The organism is Streptomyces sp. NPDC057694, from assembly GCF_042799415.1.
Lineage (GTDB): Bacteria > Actinomycetota > Actinomycetes > Streptomycetales > Streptomycetaceae > Streptomyces.
In genome coordinates this window covers 888,793-909,174 of sequence record NZ_JBHVIX010000001.1, presented here as the reverse complement: position 1 = coordinate 909,174, position 20,382 = coordinate 888,793, and the positions used below count along the sequence as shown (strand labels likewise).

21 protein-coding genes are annotated in these 20,382 nt (G+C 72.1%); 12 read left to right on the top strand and 9 right to left on the bottom strand.

All coding sequences use genetic code 11. From position 1 onward, the window contains the following. Window positions 1–68: 68 nt before the first annotated feature. Together ACFVDP_RS04240 and ACFVDP_RS04235 are read right to left on the bottom strand one after the other, a co-directional pair. Entirely contained in the window at window positions 69–359 is a 291-nt protein-coding gene (locus ACFVDP_RS04240) for a tetratricopeptide repeat protein (protein ID WP_383484326.1), read from the bottom strand. 145 nt (window positions 360–504) lie between these two features. Next, window positions 505–1,764, bottom strand: a complete 1,260-nt coding sequence (locus ACFVDP_RS04235; protein ID WP_383482903.1) for a helix-turn-helix domain-containing protein — start codon at window positions 1,762–1,764, stop codon at window positions 505–507. Between the two features lie 317 nt (window positions 1,765–2,081). Here ACFVDP_RS04235 and ACFVDP_RS04230 point away from each other — a divergent pair, with 317 nt between their 5' ends. Beyond that, window positions 2,082–3,050, top strand: coding sequence for an esterase/lipase family protein (locus tag ACFVDP_RS04230; protein WP_383482900.1), 969 nt, complete (start codon window positions 2,082–2,084; stop codon window positions 3,048–3,050). Between the two features lie 83 nt (window positions 3,051–3,133). After that, the gene (locus tag ACFVDP_RS04225; protein ID WP_383482897.1) at window positions 3,134–3,949 is read left to right on the top strand and encodes an N-formylglutamate amidohydrolase; all 816 of its coding nucleotides are present in this window, start codon (window positions 3,134–3,136) and stop codon (window positions 3,947–3,949) included. Between the two features lie 38 nt (window positions 3,950–3,987). Here ACFVDP_RS04225 and ACFVDP_RS04220 read toward each other — a convergent pair whose 3' ends face one another. Then, entirely contained in the window at window positions 3,988–4,383 is a 396-nt protein-coding gene (locus ACFVDP_RS04220) for a nuclear transport factor 2 family protein (protein WP_383482894.1), read from the bottom strand. Window positions 4,384–4,493: 110 nt separating this feature from the next. On the opposite strand from ACFVDP_RS04220, the gene ACFVDP_RS04215 reads away from it, so the two are divergent. Together ACFVDP_RS04215 and ACFVDP_RS04210 are read left to right on the top strand one after the other, a co-directional pair. Further along, complete coding sequence (locus tag ACFVDP_RS04215; protein ID WP_383482891.1) at window positions 4,494–5,060, top strand: PadR family transcriptional regulator; 567 nt, start codon at window positions 4,494–4,496, stop codon at window positions 5,058–5,060. Then, window positions 5,057–5,872 (top strand): SGNH/GDSL hydrolase family protein, encoded by an 816-nt coding sequence (locus ACFVDP_RS04210; protein ID WP_383482889.1) that lies wholly within the window; start codon window positions 5,057–5,059, stop codon window positions 5,870–5,872. Before ACFVDP_RS04215 ends, ACFVDP_RS04210 begins: the two co-directional genes overlap by 4 nt. On the opposite strand, the gene ACFVDP_RS04205 is transcribed toward ACFVDP_RS04210, so the two are convergent. From ACFVDP_RS04205 to ACFVDP_RS04195, 3 genes are all read right to left on the bottom strand, one after another. Next, window positions 5,853–7,016, bottom strand: coding sequence for an alpha-hydroxy-acid oxidizing protein (locus ACFVDP_RS04205; protein ID WP_383482887.1), 1,164 nt, complete (start codon window positions 7,014–7,016; stop codon window positions 5,853–5,855). The genes ACFVDP_RS04210 and ACFVDP_RS04205 overlap by 20 nt on opposite strands. A 72-nt stretch (window positions 7,017–7,088) precedes the next feature. Further along, complete coding sequence (locus ACFVDP_RS04200; protein WP_383482884.1) at window positions 7,089–7,961, bottom strand: alpha/beta hydrolase fold domain-containing protein; 873 nt, start codon at window positions 7,959–7,961, stop codon at window positions 7,089–7,091. Then, the gene (locus ACFVDP_RS04195) at window positions 7,958–8,515 is read right to left on the bottom strand and encodes a quercetin 2,3-dioxygenase (protein ID WP_383482882.1); all 558 of its coding nucleotides are present in this window, start codon (window positions 8,513–8,515) and stop codon (window positions 7,958–7,960) included. The genes ACFVDP_RS04200 and ACFVDP_RS04195 overlap by 4 nt, the downstream gene beginning before the upstream one ends. A gap of 105 nt (window positions 8,516–8,620) precedes the next feature. Here ACFVDP_RS04195 and ACFVDP_RS04190 point away from each other — a divergent pair, with 105 nt between their 5' ends. The 7 genes from ACFVDP_RS04190 (at window position 8,621) to ACFVDP_RS04160 (ending at window position 14,956) form a co-directional block, all read left to right on the top strand. After that, window positions 8,621–9,058, top strand: coding sequence for a MarR family winged helix-turn-helix transcriptional regulator (locus ACFVDP_RS04190; RefSeq protein WP_383482879.1), 438 nt, complete (start codon window positions 8,621–8,623; stop codon window positions 9,056–9,058). 128 nt (window positions 9,059–9,186) lie between these two features. After that, window positions 9,187–9,840 carry a GntR family transcriptional regulator gene (locus ACFVDP_RS04185; protein ID WP_383482876.1) on the top strand — a complete coding sequence of 218 codons (654 nt, stop codon included), beginning with the start codon at window positions 9,187–9,189 and terminating at the stop codon, window positions 9,838–9,840. 45 nt (window positions 9,841–9,885) lie between these two features. Beyond that, a complete protein-coding gene (locus tag ACFVDP_RS04180; RefSeq protein ID WP_383482873.1) occupies window positions 9,886–10,641 on the top strand; it encodes a PIG-L deacetylase family protein in 756 nt (251 codons plus the stop codon). Further along, the gene (locus tag ACFVDP_RS04175) at window positions 10,641–11,345 is read left to right on the top strand and encodes a 4-carboxy-4-hydroxy-2-oxoadipate aldolase/oxaloacetate decarboxylase (RefSeq protein WP_383482871.1); all 705 of its coding nucleotides are present in this window, start codon (window positions 10,641–10,643) and stop codon (window positions 11,343–11,345) included. Before ACFVDP_RS04180 ends, ACFVDP_RS04175 begins: the two co-directional genes overlap by 1 nt. Next, window positions 11,342–12,451, top strand: coding sequence for a 4-oxalomesaconate tautomerase (locus ACFVDP_RS04170; protein ID WP_383482868.1), 1,110 nt, complete (start codon window positions 11,342–11,344; stop codon window positions 12,449–12,451). Before ACFVDP_RS04175 ends, ACFVDP_RS04170 begins: the two co-directional genes overlap by 4 nt. After that, window positions 12,448–13,401 (top strand): catechol 2,3-dioxygenase, encoded by a 954-nt coding sequence (locus ACFVDP_RS04165; protein WP_383482865.1) that lies wholly within the window; start codon window positions 12,448–12,450, stop codon window positions 13,399–13,401. Before ACFVDP_RS04170 ends, ACFVDP_RS04165 begins: the two co-directional genes overlap by 4 nt. Window positions 13,402–13,621: 220 nt before the next feature. Further along, complete coding sequence (locus tag ACFVDP_RS04160) at window positions 13,622–14,956, top strand: MFS transporter (protein ID WP_383482862.1); 1,335 nt, start codon at window positions 13,622–13,624, stop codon at window positions 14,954–14,956. A 73-nt stretch (window positions 14,957–15,029) separates the two neighbouring features. On the opposite strand, the gene ACFVDP_RS04155 is transcribed toward ACFVDP_RS04160, so the two are convergent. Together ACFVDP_RS04155 and ACFVDP_RS04150 are read right to left on the bottom strand one after the other, a co-directional pair. Then, window positions 15,030–16,616: a DHA2 family efflux MFS transporter permease subunit gene (locus ACFVDP_RS04155; RefSeq protein ID WP_383482860.1), complete on the bottom strand. Its 1,587-nt coding sequence runs from the start codon at window positions 16,614–16,616 to the stop codon at window positions 15,030–15,032. 106 nt (window positions 16,617–16,722) lie between these two features. Then, window positions 16,723–17,196: a MarR family winged helix-turn-helix transcriptional regulator gene (locus ACFVDP_RS04150; RefSeq protein WP_383482857.1), complete on the bottom strand. Its 474-nt coding sequence runs from the start codon at window positions 17,194–17,196 to the stop codon at window positions 16,723–16,725. A 298-nt stretch (window positions 17,197–17,494) separates the two neighbouring features. On the opposite strand from ACFVDP_RS04150, the gene ACFVDP_RS04145 reads away from it, so the two are divergent. Then, the gene (locus ACFVDP_RS04145; protein ID WP_383482854.1) at window positions 17,495–19,705 is read left to right on the top strand and encodes an MMPL family transporter; all 2,211 of its coding nucleotides are present in this window, start codon (window positions 17,495–17,497) and stop codon (window positions 19,703–19,705) included. A 71-nt stretch (window positions 19,706–19,776) separates the two neighbouring features. On the opposite strand, the gene ACFVDP_RS04140 is transcribed toward ACFVDP_RS04145, so the two are convergent. Then, on the bottom strand, window positions 19,777–20,367 hold the full coding sequence (locus tag ACFVDP_RS04140) for a TetR family transcriptional regulator (protein ID WP_383482851.1): 591 nt from the start codon (window positions 20,365–20,367) through the stop codon (window positions 19,777–19,779). Between the last annotated feature and the right edge of the window lie 15 nt (window positions 20,368–20,382).

Here is a 20,382-nt window from a genome sequence, read left to right as displayed (position 1 = left end):
GGAAAACCTCCGTTCCTCGGTCGAAGGGTGTTGGGTCCGCCCCCACTCCCCCCCCCCCCCGCCGCGGATCAGTCCTCGGGGAAGTCCCCGGCGAACGCCGCCGCCATCCGCAGGTGCGGCGCCGCCTCGGCGCCCCGGCCCTGCCGCTCCAGCGTGCGCCCGAGCATCAGGCGGGCGTAGTGCTCCACCGGGTCGCGCTCCACGATGGTGCGCAGCTCGGCCTCCGCGCGCCGCAGTTGCGCCGAGTGGTAGTAGGAACGGGCCAGCAGCAGACGCGGACCGACCTGCTCCGGGACCTCGGCGACGAGACCGTCCAGAACCAGGGCGGCGGTCGCGTACTCCTTGGCGTCGAAGAACATCCGCGCCCGCTCCCAGCGCTCCGCGGCCGTTCCGTGCGAGTAGTACTTCTGCTGCTCCACTGTTGCCTCCTTCGCGGCCGTCAACAGGGTCGGCCCGTGGCATATTCCCCGGGCCCGGCGGTGTCGGCGTTCCCCGGTGGAGGGCTCAGGCGAGACCCGCCCGCAGCGCCGCCTCCAGCTCGAAACGGGCGTCCGGGTCGGTGAGCTGGGCGCCGAACAGGCGCTGGAGGTGATGCAGCCGCTGCCGGGCGGTCTGCGGGTGGATCGCGAGGCGTTCGGCGAGCTCGGGCGCGCTGCCGTGCGGCGTCTGCAGATGGGCGAGGAGGGTGTGGGCGAGCCGGTCGCGCTGCTTCGGCGTGAGCGCCTCCAGCGGTGCGAGCCGCCGGGCCGCCATGAGCCGGACCAGCGGGGGATCGGCGAGCAGCAGCAGGTCCGTGAGCCGCCGGTCGGCGTCGGCCGCCTCCTCCGCCGGGGCGTGGGCGCGCAGCGAGCGGGCCCAGCGCAGCGAGTCGGCGGCCTGCCGCAGCGGCACGACGGGGCCCGTGGCGCCGGCCCGGTCGTGCACCACCTGCCGCAGCCGGGGGTCGGCGAACTGCTCCGCCGGATCGGGCACGAGCAGACACGGTGCGGGCCCGTCCAGATCGGCGAGAACCAGAGAGGGCAGCCGCAGCCCGTGCGACCACCCTGCGGGCGGCCACACGGGCGCCGCTCCGTCACGCGGGTTCGGGCTCAGGGCGACCGCCGCCACCGTCCGCGGCAGCGGCCACTCCGCGTCCCGCGCCGCCTGACGCAGCACATCGTCGGGCACGGGGTCCGCCCGGGGCGTACGGGCGTGCGGACCCGGTGAGAGGTCGGGCGCGATCAGCAGGGTGAGCAGGCGGTGGCGGCGGCGGCCGAGCGTACCGGCCGCGTCGGCCTGCGCCCGGGCGTACGCGGCGACGGACGCCGCCGCGATCTCGTCGATGTGGGTGAAGGCGGTCTCCGCGAGCTGCGCCACCGCGTCCGTGGCGAGCGAGAGACGGCGGGCGACGCGCACATAGCGCCGCCACGCGACCCGGCCGCCGAGCCGGTACGCCGCCTGCAACGCGTCGAGGCTGCGGCCCTCCGACAACTCGCCGCGGCCCAGGGCCCGGTAGACGGGCAGCCGCTCCGCGTCGAGTTCCCCGCCGCCCTCCTCGACCCGGTCGACGAATTCCGCGAGAGCGGTTTCCACCCCGTTCTGGATGGCCGCGCCGAACTGCCCCGACAACGGGCGGGAGAATTCCGGGATCTGCCGACGGATTTCATGAATGATCTCGGCGGCCAGTGTGCGGTTCTCCTTGCGGAGTTCCGCCGCGAGCCGCTGCGGAAAGGCCGCCCACGCGCCGCCGAAGCCCGGCGCGCCGGCCGTGCCGGAAGCGTTCATGCCCCACCTCAACGTCCGTCCGTCCCGCCGAGTATGGGCCGAGGTTACTCACGGGTCAAGATGTTGACGGCAAGTCGAATAACGCCGCTAGTGGGTCGCTCACCAGCGAAATCGTGGGTCGTCCGGGTGGGAGTACCGAGAAGGCACTCACGTGGGTGACACCTTCGGCCCCGGCCGCGGGGCAATCCTGGCACCGTCCTGCGCGCCTCACGAATCCCTCCGCCCGCACCATTGCCGTGGACGCGGACTCCCTTCTAGCTTCTCGCCGTCCGCGCGTCGAATGGCGCGCTATTCCAGAACAAGGGACGGTACTGGAAATGAGACGCAGAATTCTTGGCGCGGTGGCCGCGAGCGCCCTCGGGATTTCCGGGCTGGTCGCCCTTGGTGCTCCGAACGCCACGGCGGCCGACAGTACTCGGCCGGTCGAGTACAACTTCACCAGCGGATTCCTGAAGGGATTCCTCCAGGCGGGCCGGGCGCCCGACGGAGCCAACGACTGGGCCTGCAGGCCGAGCGCCGAGCACCCGCAGCCCGTCGTCCTCATCCACGGCACGCTCGAGAACATGAACGACAACTGGCGCGGCGCGGCGCCCTTGCTGGCCAACAACGGGTACTGCGTCTTCGCCTTCAACTACGGCTCCGCCGGCGAGACCGACGCCGTGCAGGGCCTCGGGCCCATGAAGGACAGCGCGGCGAAGCTGGGCACGTTCGTCGACAAGGTGCGGGCCGCCACCGGCGCCGCCGAGGTCGACCTGGTCGGCCACTCGCAGGGCGGCGGCCCGATGCCGCGCTACTACCTGAAGAACGACCCGAGCGCCGCGGGCAAGGTCGCCAAGCTCATCGGCATCACCCCGTCCAACCACGGCACCACCCTCAGCGGGATCACCCAGCTCGGCAGCGCCCTGCATCTGCTGGAGCCGGCCAACGACCTGCTCACCAAGACCAGTCCGGCCCTCGTCGAGCAGGAGATCGGCTCGGACTTCAACAAGCAGCTCGACGCGGGCGGCGACACGGTGCCCGGCGTCGACTACACGGTCATCGCCAGCAAGTACGACGAGGTCGTCACGCCCTACACCAACAGCTATCTGACGGCGGGCCCGGGCGCGACGGTCCGCAACATCCGCGTCCAGGACGCCTGCGCCAAGGACCTCACGGATCACCTCGAAGCCGCGTACGACCCGATCTCCCTCACGTACGTGCTGAACGCGCTCGACCCCGCGCACCCGCGCGCGGTGAAGTGCCAGGCCGTGCTGCCGCTCACCGGCCCCGTAGGCCCTGTCGGCTAGGAACAGTCGATCCGGTACGGGGCGGGGCCGTCGCGGACCCCGCCCCGTACCGGAAGAGGGGTCACTCGGGGCAGGCTGGCCCCATGAACATCACGGACGACGACGGCCCCGCGCACCGGCTCCTGCCCGGCGACCCGGACTCACCGGTGATCCTCCACGTGCCGCACGGCTCCCGCACGATCACGCCGCGGGTGCGCTCCGGCATCCTCCTCGACGACGCGGCCCTGGAGCGCGAGCTGGACCTCATCACCGACGCGCACACCCAGGAGATCGCCGCGCGTGCCGCCCGGGACGCGCCCGTGACGCCCTGGCGCTTCGTCAACGAACGCTCCCGGCTCGTCGTCGACCCCGAGCGGTTCCCCGACGAGCGGGAGGAGATGCGGGCGGTCGGCATGGGCGCCGTCTACACCCGCACCGCGCACCGCGCACCGCTGCGCCCCGAACCGGCGCCGGACGAACCCGCCCTCCTCGCCCGCTACTTCGAGCCGTACGCGCAGGCGATGACCCGGGCGGTCGAGGACCGGCTCGCCGCCACCGGCCGCGCGGTGATCATCGACGTGCACTCCTACCCGAGCCGGGCCCTGCCCTACGAACTCCACGGCACAGGCCCCCGCCCGCCGGTCTGCCTCGGCACCGACCCCTTCCACACGCCGGACGCCCTGCTCGCCCACGCGCGCACCGCGTTCGCGCCGCTCGGCGAGAGCGGCCTGGACACGCCGTTCGCGGGCACGTACGTGCCGTTGCGCCACTACGGCAGGGACGCGCGCGTCATGGCGGTCATGCTGGAACTGCGGCGCGACCTGTACGTGGACGAACCCGTCACACCGCACCGGGGGCTCGACGCGGTGGCGGCCGCCCTGACCGGCCTGATCCGGAAGGCGACCGCTGCCCCTGCCTGAGCCGTCAGCCAGGACCGACGCACAGGACTCGCGGGCCGTCAGGAGTTCTGGGCGGCCTCCTGCGCGATCCGGTCGAACTGCTCCGCCATCGCCGCCTGCAGGGCGTTCGCCCCGGACAGCGGCCGCACCATGACGGTGAACTCGTCGATCAGCCCCTCGTCGTTCACATGCAGGAAGTCGCAGCCGGTCAACTCCCGGTCGCCGACCCGCGCCGCGAAGACGAGCGCGTGGTCGCGGCCGCCCGCGTCGTTGATCTCCCGTACGTAGTGGAAGTCCTCGAAGACCCGGGTCACCCCGCGCAGGATCGCCGCCGTGATCGCCTTGCCCGGGTACGGCTTGAAGACCACCGGGCTGGTGAACACGACGTCGTCGGCGAGCAGCGCCTCGATCGCCGCGTGGTCGTTCGCCTCCACGGCCTTGCGGAACGCCTCCATGACGACACCTCTTTCGATTCCGGGCCACCGGCCCACTCGTACGACCCATCCGTACTCAACTAATTGAATAAGTGTGGATGAAAGTAATCGCATCGCTGTACGGTGTCCAGATGTCTCTCAGATACGCGGTGCTCGCGGCCCTGCTGGAGGGTGAGGCGTCGGGCTACGACCTGGCGAAGATCTTCGATGTGTCCGTCTCCAACTTCTGGGCGGCGACGCCCCAGCAGCTCTACCGCGAGCTGGAGCGGCTCGCCGCCGACGGCCTGATCAGGGCCCGCGTCGTGCCGCAGGAGCGCCGGCCGAACAAGCGGCTGTTCACGCTCACGGACGAGGGCCGCGCCGATCTCGCCGCCTTCACGGCCAGGGAGCCGCGGCCCATGGCGGTGCGCGACGAGCTGATGGTCAAGGTCCAGGCCTCGGACGTCGGTGACACGGCCGCCGTGCGCGGCCACATCGAGGAGCGCATGACGTGGGCGACGGGCAAGCTCGCCCGCTACGAACGCGTGCGCGCCCACCTCCTGAACGGCATGACCGAGGACGAGTTCCTGCGCGACGGCGAGCGGGTCGGCCCCTATCTGACGCTGCTGCGCGGCATCTCCCTGGAGGAGGAGAACCTCCGCTGGGGCCGCCGCGCCCTGGAGATCCTCGACCTGCGCACGGCACGGGTGGAGCGATGACCTCCTCCACCCCTTCCCCGGCCGGCGCGTCCGCCCCCGCTACGCCCTATCTGCGCTATGTGGCGCTCGGCGACAGCCAGACCGAGGGCGTCGGCGACGGGGACGACACGACGGGGCTGCGCGGCTGCGCCGACCGCATGGCCGAACTGCTCGCGGAGATCGACCCCGATGTCAGGTACGCGAATCTCGCGGTGCGCGGCCGGCTCGCCGGGCAGGTGCGCGCAGAGCAGCTCGGGCCCGCGCTCGCCCTGCAACCCGACCTGGCGACGGTCGTGGCCGGGGTCAACGACCTGATGCGGCCGTCCTTCGACGCCGACGAGACGGCCGGACACCTGGAGGCCATGTTCGCGGCGCTGACCGCGGCGGGCGCCAAGGTGGCCACGGTGACCTTCCCCGACGTCGGCCGGATGATCCCCGTGGCCCGCCCGCTCGCCGGCCGGATCACCGCACTGAACGCACGGATCCGGATCGCCGCCGACCGCCACGACGTCGCCCTCGCGGAGACCGCCCACGCGCCGGTCTTCACCGACCCGCGGCTGTGGAGCGCCGACCGGCTGCACGCGAGCCCGATCGGTCACGCCCGGATCGCGGCCGCGGTCGCCGACGCGCTCCAGCTGCCCGGCAGCGACGACTCCTGGACCCGGCCGCTGCCCCCGCGGCCGGCCCCGGCGCGGTCGGCGGTGACCGAACTGCGCTGGCTCGCCTCCTACTTGGGGCCGTGGCTCGGCCGGCGCCTGCGCGGCAGGTCATCCGGCGACGGGCGCCGCGCACGGCGCCCGCAGCTGCTTGCCGTCAGGACCGAGGAAGGGTGACAAGGGACTCCGGCGTCAGATCGGCGAGCGTCGGATAGCCGTCCACGGCCATCGTCAGATCGGCCTCCGCGAGCAGTGAGCGCAGCACGTGCACGATGCCGTCCTCGCCGCCCACCGCGAGCCCGTACGCGTACGGGCGCCCGACGCCGACGGCCGTCGCGCCCAGGGCGAGCGCCTTGACCACGTCGGCGCCCGAGCGGACCCCGGAGTCGAAGAGCACCGGCATGCCGTCCGCCGCCTCGACGACTCCGGGCAGCGCGTCGAGCGCCGCCAGGCCGCCGTTGGCCTGGCGGCCGCCGTGCGTCGAGCAGTAGATGCCGTCCACGCCGCCGTCCCGGGCGCGGCGCACGTCCTCCGGGTGGCAGACGCCCTTCAGGATCAGCGGCAGATCGGTGAGCGAGCGCAGCCACGGCAGATCGTCCCAGGTGAGCGGGTTGCCGAAGATGCCCACCCACGATCCGACGACGGCCTGCGGATCGTCGGACGGGGTCAGCTCCTTGAAGCGCGGGTCCGACGTGTAGTTGGCGAGGCAGTGGCCGCGCAGCTGCGGGAAGTTCGACGTCGACAGGTCGCGCGGGCGCCACCCCGTCACCCAGGTGTCGAGCGTGACCACGATGCCCTTGTAGCCGGCCGCCTCGGCCCGCTTCACGAGGCTCTCGGCGAGCGCCCGGTCGGTCGGCGTGTACAGCTGGAAGAAGCCGGGGGTGTCACCGAACTCGGCGGCCACGTCCTCCATCGGGTCCACGGTCAGCGTCGACGCGACCATCGGCACGCCGGTGCGCGCGGCGGCCCGCGCCGTCGCCAGATCCCCGTGCCCGTCCTGCGCGCACAGCCCGATCACCCCGACCGGCGCCATGAACAGCGGTGACGCCAGCCGGTGCCCGAACAGCTCCACGGAGAGATCCCGCCGGGCCGCGCCCACCATCATCTGCGGCATCAGCCCGTACCGCGCGAAGGCCTCCACATTGGCGCGCTGCGTCCGCTCGTCCCCGGCGCCACCGGCCACGTACGACCAGATCGACGGCGGCAGCGCCGCCTCCGCCCGCCGCTCCAGTTCCCCGAACTCCATGGGGAGCGTGGGGACGACACCGCGCAGCCCGTCGAGGTAGATCTCGTACTGGTAGTCGCCGAACTGCGGGCTCATGCGGGACCTCTTTCTGCACGTCGGTGGAGAGCGTGGCCCAATCTGCCAGCAGAGACGCGTCAGGGAAAGAGATCATTTCGCGGTGGTGGCGAACGCCACGGACCATGTGAAGATCCGCTCGACCTCCTCCTGGTCAAGGCCGTACCAGCCGTGATCGGCGCCGGCGACCGTGTGCAGTTCCACCGGCGCCCCGGCCTCCCGCAGCGCCCGCGCGAGGTCCCGGCCGTGCGAGCACGCCACCATCGTGTCGGCCTCGCCGTGGACCACCAGGAACGGCGGGGCGTCCCCGTGGACCTGCCGCAGAGGGCTCGCGGCGACCGCCGCCTCCGGTACGTCCCGGGGCGCCGCGCCCAGCAGCAGCGCTTCCGGTGTCGCCGGGTCGGCGGGATCGAACGGCGGCCGTGGCGTGGTCAGATCGGCCGGCCCGTACCAGACGACCGCCCCCGCGAGCCGCGGCTCGTCGTGCGTCAGCGCGAGCAGCGCGGCCAGGTGCCCGCCCGCCGACTCGCCCCACACCACCGTGCGCGCCGGATCGATGGCAAGCTCGGCCGCCCGGGCACCGAGCCAGCGCAGCGCCGCCCGCAGATCCTCCAGCGGGGCGGGGAACACCGCCTCGCCGCTGAGCCGGTAGTCGGCGCAGGCCACCGCGAACCCGGCCGCCGCGAGCCGCTCGAAGGGGCCGGGACCCCAGGCCCGCGTGGCCACGCCCATGTCGTCCCGCAGCCCGCGCCGCCAGGCCCCGCCGTGCACGAACAGCACCAGGGGAGCGGGGCCCGGCGTGCCGGGCAGCCACAGGTCCAGCTCCAGCGGGCGGGCTCCGTCGGGAACCGCGTACGGCACACCGCGCAACAGCCTGATCCCGCCCGGGCGTTCGGCGGCGGGCGGCAGCGGGGCGACGTCGGGATGCGGGGCGGCGATCATCGCCCGCAGCTCACCCGGCGTCACCGGTCGCGCCACTGGTGGTCGGGGAGGAAACGCACATCGAACCGCTCTGGCACAGAACCGAACTTGTGCGGCTCCGGCACGAACGGCGCAGCGGGCAGGCCGAGTTGCTCGGTCGGCGTGCCCAGCGTCTCGAAGAACCGCTCGAAGGTGTGGCCGGGGCCCGCCGCGACGCCGACGACCTGTGTGTGATGGCGCTCCATGCGGTAGGCGTGCGGGCAGTTCTTCGGGACGAACCCGAAGTCGCCGGGCGTCAGCACCCGTTCGGTCTGCTCGCCCTCGGTGTCCTCGACGAAGAGCCGGACCGCGCCCTGTGTCACGTAGAACACCTCGTGCGTGTCCGCGTGCACATGCGCCGGGATGATGTCGCCCTTCGGCCCCTCGACGGTGAAGAAGTTGAAGGTGTTCTCGGTCTGCTCGCCGCCCGCGTAGACCGTGATCAGGTCCCCGAACAGATGGGCGCGGTCGCCCTCGCCCTTCTCGATGACGTACGGCTTCGACGGATCCGCCGGGATGCGGGAGGCGGTGCGATAGCGCGTCGCGAACTCCATGGTCATGTCTGTCCACCCTCCTGTTGTCAGGCTGCCTGACGATCGACGTCAGGTAGCCTGACACGAGGTGCGGGTGGCGGGCAAGGGTCGCCCGGGAGATGTGAGGAAGCGATGACCGAGGCCCGACGCGATCTGCCGCAGCTCCTGGGGGAGGCCCGCCGCTGGTTCGAGGACGGGCTGCTCGCCGCACTGGAGGCGGGCGGTGTCCCGGCCGTCACGCCGTCGCAGATACAGCTCTTCGCCGCGCTCGACGCCGAGGGCACCACCGTCGCCGAACTCGCCCGGCGCACGGGCGTCACCCGGCAGACCGTCCATCAGGCCGTGCGCTCGCTGATGGCCGCGGGCCTGCTGGAGCAGGTGCCCGACCCGGCCTCCGCGCGGCAGCGCCTCGTGAGGCGCACCCCCGCGGGGCGGCACGCCCACGACAGGGCCCGCCGCGCGGTCGCCCGGCTGGAGACGCGACTCGCCGAACGCATCGGCGAGGAGGCCCTGCGCGCGCTGCGTTCCGCCCTGGAAGCGCCCTGGGGAGCCCCGCCCGGACGTCGCTGACGGCGCCGCGCACCCCTCACCGACCCTCCCCGGGCACCGAAAACCGGTGCCCACCTGTGCGAACAAAATCGTTGACAATTCTGTTCGCCTAGATTTAGCGTCGACAGGCACTCACTCAGGGAGGGCAGATGCCGAAGGAAGCCCGTCCAGGCTCCGGAGAGCAGGCCAAGCAGTACGCGCTGGAGCGGCTCCGGCAGTCGATTCTGCGTGGCGAGATGGCACCGGCGCAGCGGCTGGTGGAGAACGAACTCGCCGAGCAGTACGACGTCACCCGCGCCAGCATCCGCGCCGCACTGCTCGACCTCGCCGCCGAAGGGCTGGTCGAGCGGATCCGCAACCGCGGGTCACGAGTGCGCGTGGTCACGGTGCAGGAGGCCGTGGAGATCACGGAGTGCCGGATGGCGCTGGAGGGACTGTGCGCGGCCAAGGCCGCCGAGGTCGCCACCGACGCCCAGCTCGACGAGCTGACCGACGTGGGCACCGCCATGTCCAAGGCGGTCGCCGACGGCGATCCGATCACGTACTCCGAGCTCAACCACGATCTGCACGCCCGGATCCGGGACATCTCCGGTCAGCAGACGGCCGTCGGTCTCCTGGAGCGGCTCAACGCTCAACTCGTGCGCCACCGTTTTCAGTTGGCGCTGCGTCCGGGCCGTCCGCAGCAGTCCCTGAGTGAGCACCTGGCGGTGATCGAAGCGATCCGCGCCAGGGATCCGCAAGCGGCCGAGACGGCCGTTCGCGCCCACCTCAGCAGCGTGATCGCCGCTCTGCGCGACGACTGAACCGCTCCTGGGGCAGGCGCACACCTGTCACCGAGGAGATGCAGCATGACCAACGGCCACGGCGCGCCCGCCGCCGCCCCACGTTCGACACTGGTGATCACCGCGCACGCCGGGGACTTCGTGTGGCGGGCCGGCGGTGCCATCGCGCTCGCCGCCGCCCGCGGCGAGCAGGTCACCATCGCGTGCCTGACGTTCGGCGAGCGCGGCGAGTCCGCCAAGGCCTGGCGGGAGGGGAAGAAGCTCGACGAGATCAAGGCACTGCGCCGCGACGAGGCGGAGCGCGCCGCCGCCGAACTCGGCGCCGAGGTCCGTTTCTTCGACGCCGGTGACTACCCGCTCGTGGCCTCGGCCGAGCTGACCGACCGGCTCGTCGCCGTCTACCGCGACACCCAGCCCGACGTCGTGCTCACGCACCCGGTCGAGGACCCGTACAACGGCGACCACCCGGCCGCGAACCGGATGGCCCTGGAGGCCCGCGTCCTCGCGCAGGCCATCGGCTACCCCGGCGAGGGCGAGATCATCGGCGCCCCGCCCGTCTTCTACTTCGAGCCGCACCAGCCCGAGATGAGCGGCTTCAAGCCCGAGGTCCTGCTCGACATCACCGAGGTCTGGGACACCAAGCGCAAGGCCATGGAGTGCCTGGGCGCCCAACGGCACCTGTGGGACTACTACACCGATCTCGCCGTCCGCCGCGGGGTTCAGCTGAAGCGGAACGCGGGCCCGAACCTTGGGCTCGCCCACACCACCATGGCCGAGGCGTACATGCGCCCGTACCCGCAGATCGCGAAGGAGCTCGCCTGATGCCCGGCATCATCGTCACGAACCCGCCCAAGGCCGAGGCCAAGGACGTCGAGGCGCTCGCCGGGTACGGCGTCGCCACCGTCCACGAGGCGATGGGCCGCACCGGTCTGCTCGGCCACCACCTGCGCCCCAACCAGCAGGACACGCGTGTCGCGGGCACCGCCGTCACCGTCCTGTCCTGGCCCGGCGACAACCTCATGATCCACGCGGCCGTCGAGCAGTGCGGCGAGGGCGACATCCTCGTCGTCACCACCACCTCCCCGTCCACGGACGGCATGTTCGGCGAGCTCTTCGCGACCGCCCTGAAGCGGCGCGGCGTGCGCGGCATCGTCACGAACGCCGGGATCCGGGACACCGCGGAGCTGCGGGAGATGGGGTTCCACGCCTGGTCGGCGGCCGTCTCCGCGCAGGGCACGGTGAAGGCCACCGGCGGCAGCGTCAACGTCCCCGTCGTGATCGGCGGCGAGACGATCCGCCCCGGTGACGTGATCGTCGCCGACGACGACGGCGTGGTGGTCGTGCCCCGGGAACGCGCCCGGGAGGCGGCCGAGAAGTCGCAGGCCCGCGAGGACAAGGAGGCCGCCACCAGGGCCGCCTTCATCGAGGGCCAACTCGGTCTGGACCGCTACGGGTTGCGCGAGACTCTCAAGGACCTCGGCGTCGAGTACCGGACGTACGAGGAGCACACCGGAGCCGGTTCGTGACCGGGCCCGCCGAGGTGCGCTGCATGCTGATGCGCGGCGGCACCTCCAAGGGCGCGTTCTTCCTCGCCGGCGACCTGCCCGCCGAACCGGCCGCGCGCGACGACCTGTTGCTGCGGATCATGGGCAGTCCCGACCCGCGCCAGATAGACGGGCTCGGCGGGGCGCACCCCCTGACGAGCAAGGTCGCCATCGTCAGCGCCTCGCAGCACCCGGACTCCGACGTCGACTACCTCTTCCTCCAAGTGGGCGTGGACAAGCCGGAGGTCTCGGACCGGCAGAACTGCGGCAACCTGCTCGCGGGCGTCGGCCCGTTCGCCGTCGAGCGCGGGCTCGTGCCCGCCGGGCCGCGGGAGACCGCCGTGCGCATCCGCATGGTGAACTCCGGCGACCACGCCACGGCTACCTTCCCGACGCCCGGCGGCCACGTCGACTACACGGGTGACGCGGAGATCTCGGGAGTGCCGGGCGCCGCCGCGGCCGTCGTCGTCGAATTCCCGCCGGGGGAGGGCGCGTTGCTCCCCACGGGCCACGTCCGCGACACGGTCGCCGGAACCGAGGTCACCTGCGTCGACAACGGCATGCCGACCGTCCTGATCCCCGCCGAGGCCCTCAGGATCACCGGCTACGAGACCCCGGACGAGCTGGAGGCGGACGGCGAGCTGACCGGCCGGCTCCACGACATCCGGCTCGCGGCGGGGGAGTTGATGGGGCTCGGCGACGTCACGGCGACCACGGTCCCCAAGCTGACCCTGCTCGCGCCGCCCCGGCACGGCGGCGCGGTCACCACCCGCACCTTCATCCCCGTCCGCTGCCACACCTCCATCGGCGTGCTCGGCGCCGCGAGCGTGGCCGCCGGAATCCGGATCGACGGCGGCGTGGCCGCCGGGATCGCCGCACCGCCCGCCCAGGGCGACCGGCTGCGCATCGAGCACCCCACCGGATTCACCGACATCGAGAGCAGCCTCGGCCGCACCCCCGACGGCCGACCCCTGTCCCGCCGCACCGCCGTGGTCCGCACGGCCCGCAAGATCTTCGACGGCACCGTCTTCCCCAGGTCCGCCACGACGGCGCCCCTGCCCGCACCGACCTCAGGAGGTCAACGATGACTCCGCCCCTCGGCGACATCGCCCACATCGGCCACGCCCAGCTCTTCACCCCCGACCTGGACGCCAGCGTCGCCTTCTTCACCGACTTCCTGGGCCTCACCGTCAACGGGCAGGACGGCGACACCGTCTACCTGCGCACCTTCGACGACTACGAGCATCACAGCCTGGTCCTCACCGCCCGCGACCAGCCCGGACTCGGCCGGCTCGCCCTGCGCACCTCCAGCGAGGAGGCCCTCCACCGCCGCGTGAAGGCCGTCGAGGACGCGGGCGGCAGCGGCCACTGGACCGAGGACGAGCCCGGTCTCGGCAAGCTCTACGTCACCACCGACCCGGACGGCCACGAACACGCCCTGTACTGGGAGAGCGAGCACTACCGGGCCCCCGACGAGCTGAAGCCCGCCCTCAAGAACCAGCCGCAGGCCAAGCCCAACCGGGGCGTGGGCGTCCGGCGCCTGGACCACATCAACTTCCTCGCGGCCGACGTCCTCGCCAACGCCGAGTTCCAGCAGGACATCCTCGGCGCCCGCCCCACCGAGCAGATCAAGCTCGACACCGGCCGGGTCGCGGCCCGCTGGCTGACCTTCACGAACAAGTCGTACGACGTCGTCTACACCGAGGACTGGACCGGCAGCGAGGGCCGCCTGCACCACATCGCCTTCGCCACCGACACCCGCGAGGACATCCTGCGCGCCGCCGACCTCGCCATCGACAGCGGCGTCTTCATCGAGACCGGCCCGCACAAGCACGCCATCCAGCAGACGTTCTTCCTCTACGTCTACGAACCCGGCGGCAACCGCATCGAGCTGTGCAATCCGCTCACCCGGCTCGTGCTCGCCCCCGACTGGCCCCTCATCACCTGGACCGAGGCCGAACGCGCCAAGGGCCAGGCATGGGGCCTCAAGACCATCCAGTCGTTCCACACCCACGGCACGCCGCCCGTCCAGGGCTGACCTGCGTCTTCCGGCCCCGGGGACCGTCGCGGGTCGCCGGGGCCGAAATGTTTCCTGAGATTGTCAACAAAAGTGTTGACGAGGAGCCCGCGACTTCCTAGCGTCTACGCCACTCCCCACATCCGGTCGCGTGAGTCGCACGCCGCACCGTCCCCGCCCTCAGCCTTTTGCAGCCAGGGACCCGGATCCCCACCCGCGTCCCGCACGAGAGGAAACAACGATGTCCTCCTCCGCCACCTCGTCCGCCCAGGCGGGCGGCGCCGCGGCCCACAGAAGCCGCAACGCCGTCATCGCCCTGTGCTGGGCCCTCGTCCTGCTCGACGGCATCGACACCTTCATCTACGGCTCGGTCCTGCCGACCATGCTCGGGGGCAAGTCCCTCGGACTGACCGCCGCCACCGCGGGCACGATCGGCAGCTGGTCCAACTTCGGCATGCTGCTCGGCACGATCCTCTCCGGCATGGCGTCCAACTGGATCGGCCGTCGCGTCGTGGTCCTCACCAGCGTGTGCGTCTTCACCGTCGCCACCCTGGGTACCGGATGGTCGCAGAGCGCCGCCGTGTTCGGCACCTTCCGGTTCGTGTGCGGGTTCGGTCTCGGCGCGCTGCTGCCGATCGCGATCTCGTACGGCATGGAGTTCACGGCCAGGGGCCGCCGGGCCCTCGCCACCGGCGTCATCATGACCGCGCACCAGACCGGCGGCGCCGTGGCCCCGCTGATCGCGCTGTGGCTGGTCGACGACTTCGGCTGGCGTTCGGCGTTCTTCGCGTCCGCGGTCCCGGCGCTGATCCTGCTGCCGGTCGCCTACAAGCTGCTGCCCGAGTCGCCGACCAACCTGCTGACCCGTGGCCGTCGCGCCGACGCCGAGAAGCTCGCCGCGGGATTCGGCACCGAGCTGCCCGAGGCCAGGACGAACGGCACCGGTGCGGCCGACAAGCTCGTCGCCCTGAAGAACCTCTTCCGCGGCGGCCAGTGGTCCACCACCCTGTGCTTCTGGCTCACGTCGTTCGCGGGCCTGCTCCTCGTCTACGGGGTCGGCCAGTGGCTGCCGAAGATCATGGTCGATCTCGGCTACGACACCGGTGACTCGCTCCTGTTCTCCACGTTCCTCAACGTCGGCGGCATCTGCGGCATGCTCATCGCCGGCCGCACGGCCGACCGGATCGGCCCGCGCAAGGTCGTCATCGCCTGGTTCGTGCTGACCGCGGTCTTCGTCTACCTCATGGGCGTCGAGATGTCGGTGGGCGTCCTGTACGCGGTCGTCTTCTTCGCCGGTCTGCTGCTCTTCTCCGGACAGACCATGGTCTACGCGACGGTCGGCACCCACCACAACGACGAGGACCGCCCCACCGCGCTCGGCTGGGTCTCGGGCATGGGCCGCTTCGGTGCCATCTTCGGCCCGTGGATCGGCGGCGCGCTGATCTCGGCGGGCAACGCCGACCTCGGCTTCACGATGTACGCCTGCGCCGCCGTCTTCGGCGCCGTGATGATGGCGCTCGCCGCACTCACCATCAAGGCTCGCGCGAAGACCGGCACCGCGCCGGCCGCCGTCTAGGACGAGGCGCCGGGCGTCCTGCGGCTCAGAGGACTCAGAGGACTCAGAGCCGAAGGACGCCCGGCAGCGCGGGTCAGTGCCCGTGCTGCGGGGCGCTCCGCCCGCGCAGGACGACCGCCGAGGCCACCGCGCCGAGCACGCACAGCAGACCGGTGACGAGCACGGCGGAGTGCACCCCGTTCATGAACGCCTGCGAACTGCCCTTCACGACAGCGGACTTGAGCCCGCCCGGCATCGATTCCGAGACCGGCGCGACGCCCATCGACACCGCGTCCTTCGCCTCCGCCAGCTGCCCGGCGGCCTGCCGCGGCACCCCGGCCGAGACCAGCTCACCGTGGAGCGTCGCCCCGACCCGGCCGCTGATCAGCGAGACCAGGACGGAAGTGCCGAGCGCGCCGCCCACCTGCAGCGCCGTCGCCTGGAGTCCTCCGGCCACGCCCGCGTCCTCGACCGGCGCGCTGCCGACGATCGCCGACGACGACGCCGACATCACCATGCCGACACCCAGACCCAGTGCCACGAACGGCGGCCACAGCGCCCCGTACCCGGAGTCCGCGCTCCAGGTCAGCATCAGGAACGACGCGGCGCCCTGCAGCACCATGCCGAGCGGCATCGTCAGACGCGGCCCGAACCGGTCGGTCAGCGCCGCCCCGAGCGGCGAGGCCACGACCGAGGCGAGGCTCAGCGGCAGCGTCCGCACACCGGCCTCGACCGGGCTGAATCCGCGCACGTTCTGCAGATACAGCATCACGAAGAAGATCCCGCCGAGCAGCACGAAGAAGTTCAGCGCGGTGATGACGGTGCCGACGGTCAGCGCCGGACTGCGGAACAGCCGCATCGGCAGCAGCGGATGCGCAATACGCGCCTCGTACAGACCGAACGCGACGAGCAGCACGAGGCCCGCGATGATCGCGCCGAGCGTCCCGGCGGAGGTCCAGCCCCACGTCTCGCCCTTGACCACGCCGAACACCACGACCAGCATGCCGAGCGCCAGCAGGACCACACCCACGATGTCGAACCTGCTCCCGGCCGCGGCCGTGTTCCTGCTCTGCGGCAGCACGAACGCGCTGACGACGATCGCGAGCACGCCGACCGGCGCGTTGATGTAGAACACCGACTCCCAGTCGACGTGCTCGACGAGCAGGCCGCCGACGATCGGGCCGAGCGCCGTCGACACGGACGACACCATGGCCCAGATGCCCACCGCCATACCGAACTTGCGCGGCGGGAACACCGCGCGCAGCAGCCCCAGCGTGTTCGGCATCAGCAGCGCCCCGAAGAAGCCCTGCAAGGCACGGAAGGCGATGACCAGTTCGATCGACCCGGCCAGGCCGATGGCCACCGAGGCGACGGTGAACCCGGCGACGCCGACCAGATAGACGGTGCGCCGCCCGAACCGGTCGCCGAGCTTCCCACCGAGGATCAACGCGGCGGCGAGCGCCAGCAGATACGAGTTGGTGACCCATTGCAGCCCGGCGGTCGAGGCATCGAGGTCGCGGCCGATCTCCGGGTTGGCGATGGAGACCACCGACCCGTCGAGGCCGACCATGAACAGGCCGAAGGCGACGGCGATCAGCGTCAGCCAGGGGTTGGCGCGCCGCCCGGCGGGCGCCGGTGGCAGGGGCGCGGGGGCGAGCGGAGCTACGGACGAAGAGGGCATGGAGCTGCCTTGTCTGGTGAATGGGTCGAGCGTGCCCGGGGGCACGAAAGAGCCCTGCCCCGGACGGCCGGGACAGGGTGGGATGCGGGGAACCTGAGGGGCTGGGTCAGTCCTCGGTCGGCCGCAGATGGACGTCGAGCGCGTTCAGCGCGCCCAGCGCGGAGCCGAGCGCGTCCAGTTCGCCGCCCGTCAGATGCCGCAGCGCGGCGGCGAGGTGACGGCGCGCGATGCCCTCCGCCTCCGCGATGCGCTCGCGCGCCACCGCGGTGGTGTGCAGATGGGCCACCCGCTTGTCCGCGGCGTCGCCGCGGCGCTCCAGCAGCCCCTCACGGGTGAGCTGCGAGACGAGGGCGCTGACATTGTTCGGCTGCATCAGCAGCGCCCGCGCCGCCTCCCGCACGGTGATCCCCTCCTGGTCCGCCACGAGACGGAGCAGGGCGATCTGGGCCTCGGGCAGCCGGTCGTGCGGGAAGTCCCCGAGGATCCGCCGGTCGAGCGTCCGGTGCAGCGTCGGCAGGCACGCCGCGAGCGCGGAGGCGACGCGGTCGATGTCCTGGCGGGCGGCGGCGGAAGCGGGCATGCCGCAGAAGATAGGTCTACGTGAATAGGTATGTCAACATAGCCAAAACATCAGGGTCGCGCTCCACCGTGGGGTTTACACCGATGGGACCCGACTCCTCCCCGGGTATGACACCCGCCCCCGGCGCCTACCGCAGCCGTGGGCGCGGACTGTGCCTCAGAGGCTGACCTCCGGGCCCGCCCGGGCGGCGAGGATGGAGTCAGATCCTGCCGACCCTTCTGACGTGCAACGACGCACCGTCGGACGGTCGCACCTGCCTGAGAGATCTCTCACGACCCCGACGGGAGCCCCCTTCGCCGTGGCTACGTTCCTGTACAAACTCGGCCGGCTGTCCTTCAGGCGCCGCCGCTACGTCGCTCTGCTGTGGGTGCTGCTGCTCGGCGGGATCGGCTTCGCGTCGTCGGCCGCGCCCGCCCCGCCCGCGGACTCCTTCTCCATGCCGGGCACCGAGTCGCAGAAGGCCTTCGACCTCCTCGACGAGAAGTTCCCCGCGGCCAACTCCGAGGGGGCGACCGCCCGCGTCGTCATCCGCGCGCCGGGCGGCGAGAAGCTGACCGACCCCGCGGCCAAGGCCGACGTGCGCAAGATGGTGACGCAGCTCGGCGAGGGACCGCAGGTCGCCTCGGTCGCCGACCCGTACAAGGCGAACGCCGTCAGCAAGGACGGCTCCACCGCCTACGCCTCCGTCACCTACAAGGTCGCCGGCACCGAGCTGACCGACAAGGCGCACGAGGCCCTCACCCAGGCCATCGACGACGCCCGCGACGACGGCTTCACCGTCGAGGCGGGCGGCGACGCCGTCGAGGCCGACCAGGACATGGGCGGCAGCGCCGAGATGATCGGCATCGCGATCTCCGCGGTCGTCCTGATCCTCACCTTCGGCTCGCTGGTCGCCGCGGGCATGCCGCTGCTGACCGCGATCATCGGCGTCGGCATCGGTGTCTCCGGCATCGCCGCGCTCGGCAGCGTCCTGAACCTGTCCGGCACCACGTCCACGCTGGCCTCGATGATCGGCCTCGCGGTCGGCATCGACTACGCGCTGTTCATCGTCTCCCGCTACCGAGCCGAGATAGCCGAGGGCCGCGAGGGCGAGGAGGCGGCAGGACGCGCCGTCGGCACCGCGGGCTCCGCGGTCGTCTTCGCGGGCCTCACCGTCGTCGTCGCGCTCAGCGGCCTGTCGGTCGTCAACATCCCGATGCTCACCAAGATGGGCCTGGCCGCCGCGGCGACCGTCGCCATCGCCGTCCTCATCGCGCTCACCATGATCCCGGCGCTGCTCGGCTTCGCCGGCAAGAAGGTGCTGCACCGCAAGGACCGCAAGAAGACCGGCCCGATCGCCGACACCGGGAAGCCCAACCTCGGCACCCGCTGGTCCCGCTTCGTACTGCGCCGCCCGCTCGGCGTCCTGCTGGTCGGCGTGCTCGGCCTCGGCGCGATCGCCGTCCCGGCCGCCAGTCTCGAACTGGGCCTGCCCGACGACGGCTCGTCGGCGCCGGACAGCACCCAGCGCAAGGCGTACGACATGCTGTCCGACTCCTTCGGCGCGGGCTTCAACGGCACGCTGATGGTGACCGTCGACGGCAAGGGCGCGGCCGGTACCGCCAAGCAGGTCGGCGCCGACCTCGCCAAGGTCGACGGCGTCGTGGCGGTCACCCCGGCGCAGGTCAACCCCGCCGGGGACACCGCGATCATCACGGTCGTCCCCAAGACGGGACCGAGCGACCACAAGACCGAGGAACTCGTGCGGACGATCCGCTCGGACGCCACGTCCTGGTCGTCGGACACGGGCGCGGAGATTCTGGTCACCGGCGCGACGGCCATGACGATCGACTTCTCGCAGACCCTGGACGACGCGCTGGTCCCGTACCTCCTGCTGGTGGTCGGCCTCGCCTTCCTGCTGCTGATGCTGGTCTTCCGCTCGGTCCTCGTCCCGCTCAAGGCCGCGCTCGGCTTCCTGCTCTCCGTCGCGGCGGCGCTCGGCGCCGTGGTCGCGGTCTTCCAGTGGGGCTGGCTCGCGGACCTCTTCGGGGTGGAACAGCCCGGCCCCATCATGTCGATGATGCCGATCTTCCTGATCGGCGTGGTCTTCGGACTCGCCATGGACTACGAGGTGTTCCTCGTGACCCGGATGCGCGAGGCCTACGTCCACGGGGCGCGGCCCGGCGAGGCCATCGTGACCGGCTTCCGTCATGGCGGCCGGGTCGTCGGCGCCGCCGCCGTCATCATGATCAGCGTCTTCTCCGGCTTCATCATGGAGAACAACAGCATGATCAAGATGATGGGCTTCGGCCTCGCGATCGCCGTCCTCTTCGACGCGTTCGTGGTCCGCATGGCGATCGTGCCCGCGGTCATGGCGCTGCTCGGCAAGTCGGCCTGGTGGCTGCCCCGCTGGCTCGACAAGGCCCTGCCCAACGTCGACGTGGAGGGCGAGAAGCTGCAGAAGAGCCTGACCACCGAGGCGCCGTCCGCGCAGGACGACGACCGTGAACTGGAGACGGCGCGCGGCTGATCCTCCGCACTGCCGCCCGTCCGGGCCCGCTCCGAGTCATCGGGGCGGGCCCGTGCGCGTGTTCGGGCCGGTCAGCCGCTGAGCGCCCCGCCCACGACCGACTCCACGATCCTGCGGACCTCCGCGCGCGCGGGCGGGCCGTCGTCGCGGCCCGCGAAGAGGAGATGGCCGGTGCCGACCAGGGTGAGGGCCAGCGTGTCGACGTCGGCGCCGGGCGCGATCCGGCCGGCCGTCCGCTCGGCGCCGAGATAGGCGATCAGCGCCTGCGTGGCCTGCGCGAGCACCGTGACGCCGGGCCGGCCCGCCGCGCGCAGCCGGGCGCGCAGTCCGTCGCGGAAGGTGATCAGGGTGACCAGGGAGAGCGCGACCGGGGTGAAGAGGGCGGTCAGCGCGTCGGTGAGGTGGTCGACGACGGAGCCGGTGCCGGCCGACCCGGCCAGCGTCGCGCCCCGCGCGTCGATCCCGCCGACCCGGTCGAGGATCAGCTCGCACAGGAACGCGTCGAAGTCGGCGAAGTGCCGGTGCAGCACGCCCTTGGCGCAGCCCGCCTCGTCCGTGACGGCCCGGCTGGTGAGCGCGGCGGCGCCGTCGCGCAGCAGGACGCGCTCGGCGGCGTCGAACAACTGCGCGCGCACATCGCGGATGGCCACCCCGGTCGGCACCTGCACATCTCCTTC

Bases quoted from the DNA above. Each gene is read 5' to 3' on its own strand.
- ACFVDP_RS04240 (WP_383484326.1), bottom strand. From the start codon at position 359: ATGTTCTTCGACGCCAAGGAGTACGCGACCGCCGCCCTGGTTCTGGAC.
- ACFVDP_RS04235 (WP_383482903.1), bottom strand. From the start codon at position 1,764: ATGAACGCTTCCGGCACGGCCGGCGCGCCGGGCTTCGGCGGCGCGTGG.
- ACFVDP_RS04230 (WP_383482900.1), top strand. From the start codon at position 2,082: ATGAGACGCAGAATTCTTGGCGCGGTGGCCGCGAGCGCCCTCGGGATT.
- ACFVDP_RS04225 (WP_383482897.1), top strand. From the start codon at position 3,134: ATGAACATCACGGACGACGACGGCCCCGCGCACCGGCTCCTGCCCGGC.
- ACFVDP_RS04220 (WP_383482894.1), bottom strand. From the start codon at position 4,383: ATGGAGGCGTTCCGCAAGGCCGTGGAGGCGAACGACCACGCGGCGATC.
- ACFVDP_RS04215 (WP_383482891.1), top strand. From the start codon at position 4,494: ATGTCTCTCAGATACGCGGTGCTCGCGGCCCTGCTGGAGGGTGAGGCG.
- ACFVDP_RS04210 (WP_383482889.1), top strand. From the start codon at position 5,057: ATGACCTCCTCCACCCCTTCCCCGGCCGGCGCGTCCGCCCCCGCTACG.
- ACFVDP_RS04205 (WP_383482887.1), bottom strand. From the start codon at position 7,016: ATGAGCCCGCAGTTCGGCGACTACCAGTACGAGATCTACCTCGACGGG.
- ACFVDP_RS04195 (WP_383482882.1), bottom strand. From the start codon at position 8,515: ATGACCATGGAGTTCGCGACGCGCTATCGCACCGCCTCCCGCATCCCG.
- ACFVDP_RS04190 (WP_383482879.1), top strand. From the start codon at position 8,621: ATGACCGAGGCCCGACGCGATCTGCCGCAGCTCCTGGGGGAGGCCCGC.
- ACFVDP_RS04185 (WP_383482876.1), top strand. From the start codon at position 9,187: ATGCCGAAGGAAGCCCGTCCAGGCTCCGGAGAGCAGGCCAAGCAGTAC.
- ACFVDP_RS04180 (WP_383482873.1), top strand. From the start codon at position 9,886: ATGACCAACGGCCACGGCGCGCCCGCCGCCGCCCCACGTTCGACACTG.
- ACFVDP_RS04175 (WP_383482871.1), top strand. From the start codon at position 10,641: ATGCCCGGCATCATCGTCACGAACCCGCCCAAGGCCGAGGCCAAGGAC.
- ACFVDP_RS04165 (WP_383482865.1), top strand. From the start codon at position 12,448: ATGACTCCGCCCCTCGGCGACATCGCCCACATCGGCCACGCCCAGCTC.
- ACFVDP_RS04160 (WP_383482862.1), top strand. From the start codon at position 13,622: ATGTCCTCCTCCGCCACCTCGTCCGCCCAGGCGGGCGGCGCCGCGGCC.
- ACFVDP_RS04155 (WP_383482860.1), bottom strand. From the start codon at position 16,616: ATGCCCTCTTCGTCCGTAGCTCCGCTCGCCCCCGCGCCCCTGCCACCG.
- ACFVDP_RS04150 (WP_383482857.1), bottom strand. From the start codon at position 17,196: ATGCCCGCTTCCGCCGCCGCCCGCCAGGACATCGACCGCGTCGCCTCC.